This is a genomic window from Aeromonas sp. QDB18 (genome assembly GCF_027705325.1).
Classification (GTDB): Bacteria; Pseudomonadota; Gammaproteobacteria; order Enterobacterales; family Aeromonadaceae; genus Aeromonas; species Aeromonas caviae.
Genome location: NZ_JAPDBQ010000265.1, coordinates 1 through 1,747, shown reverse-complemented (window position 1 = coordinate 1,747; position 1,747 = coordinate 1). Strand labels below are relative to the sequence as shown.

General features: G+C 50.5%; 2 protein-coding genes. One reads left to right on the top strand and one right to left on the bottom strand.

Annotation, left to right across the window (positions count from 1 at the left end; genetic code table 11):
• Positions 1 to 431, top strand: a 431-nt coding sequence (locus tag OKC30_RS20730; protein WP_270809806.1) for an IS630 family transposase, incomplete at its 5' end; no start/stop codon positions are given.
• 19 nt (positions 432 to 450) lie between these two features.
• Here OKC30_RS20730 and OKC30_RS20725 read toward each other — a convergent pair.
• Positions 451 to 1,662, bottom strand: a complete 1,212-nt coding sequence (locus OKC30_RS20725) for a methyl-accepting chemotaxis protein (RefSeq protein WP_160839485.1) — start codon at positions 1,660 to 1,662, stop codon at positions 451 to 453.
• Positions 1,663 to 1,747: the final 85 nt, after the last annotated feature.

Genomic DNA, 1,747 nt, shown 5'->3' with positions numbered 1-1,747 from the left:
CAAGCAAGCAGGAAAGTGGGATCAAGAGACGATCGTCTCATTTTTCCTGTGTCAATACTGTTCCGGTGAATACTTACCTTTACGTCAGCGGGATCAAGAAAAACTCATCGCTGTTTATTGCCATGCTGGAAAAGCTGCGCCACCACTACCGACGAGCCAAAACCATCACGTTGATCCTCGATAACTACATCATTCACAAAAGCAAACAGACCGAGCGATGGTTGAAGAAGAATCCCAAGTTCTGCCTGGTGTTCCAGCCAGTTTACAGCCCTTGGGTTAATCACATAGAACGGCTATGGCACAAGTTACATGAAACCATCACGCGCAATCATCAATGCAGAGGGATGGCAAACCTGCTGGCCCGAGTGAAACACTTCATGGATACCGTGTCTCCTTTCCCGGGGAATGGCTATGGCACAGCGAAGGTGTAGCACTATTGGGATCAGTTATTTAGAGTTCCGAGATGATGGTCGACACCTCTTCTGCTCCGTGTCTTATCTCCTCCATCACTTTTGCAACGTCATCGATCTGCTTTTGCCCGTGGATGGCGCCGTCTGCCGCGGACTGGATCTGCTCGCTGACCTGCCTGGTGAGCTGCTGATTCTGGCTGACGACATTGGCTATTTCGTTGGTCGATAGGGAGGTTCTTGCCGCCAGTTGACGAACTTCATCGGCCACGACGGCAAAGCCTCTGCCTTGTTCGCCGGCTCTCGCCGCTTCGATGGCGGCATTGAGCGCGAGCAGGTTGGTCTGGTCTGCAATGCTGCTGATGGTGGATACGATGGCGGTGATATTCTGGGATTGAGCGTGGAGCTTGCTCATCAAGGTGCTGGCATGTTCCATCTGCCTGACAATATTGTCCGAAGTGGAGACGACGGTGGTCAACATCTCCTCTCCTTTGATGGCGGAGGATTTGGTTGTGACAGATGTTTCATTTGCCACCTTGGCCACATGTTGTACGGCCTGATCTTTACTGATCTGCGGGGTGATATTGGAGGCAAACTTGATGACCTTGATCACTTTGCCATGGCTGCCCCGCACAGCGTTGTAGGTTGCCTCCAGCCAGACTTCATGGCCTTTTTTATCAAATCGCTGAAAGCGCCCCGATTTGAACGTCCCCTGAGCCAGCTCCTGCCAGAAATCGGGATGTTCCCGATAAAACAGCTCATCACAAAACATGCGATGTTGATGGCCTTTAATTTCATCGAGTCGATAGCCCATGGTATCCAGGAAATTACGGTTGGCGGAAATAACAACACCAGTCGGTTCAAACTCGATGACGGCAAGGGAGCGATCCAGCGCCTCAAATATTGCTTTTTGAGTCATGAGCAGATCATGTTGCACTGTCACATCTGACGCTATTTTGATGATCTTGATTATTTTTCCACCCTGGCTGACGGGGAAATAGGTGGCTTCCAGCCATATTTCCTTGCCTTGTTTGCCAACCCGGTGGAAGGTGCCATGCTGGCTGTGCCCATTTACCAGATCTCGCCAGAATTCCCGATAGGAGGGAGAGTCGGTATCTTCTTTCATGCAGAACATGGCGTGATGCTGCTGCACGATCTCATTGAGGGAGTAGCCGACGGAATGAAGAAAAAGCGGGCTGGCATCGAGAATATAACCATCGGTAGTGAATTCAATCATGAGAAGATGATCGTGCATGGCATGATCCTGTCTCTTGATCAGATCTTGATCCCCTGCGCCATCAGATCCTTGGCGGCAAGAAAACCCTCCATTTTACTTTGCA

What these genes read in the sequence shown, in the direction of transcription:
- OKC30_RS20725 (WP_160839485.1), bottom strand. Translation starts at nt 1,662, where the DNA reads ATGCACGATCATCTTCTCATGATTGAATTCACTACCGATGGTTATATT.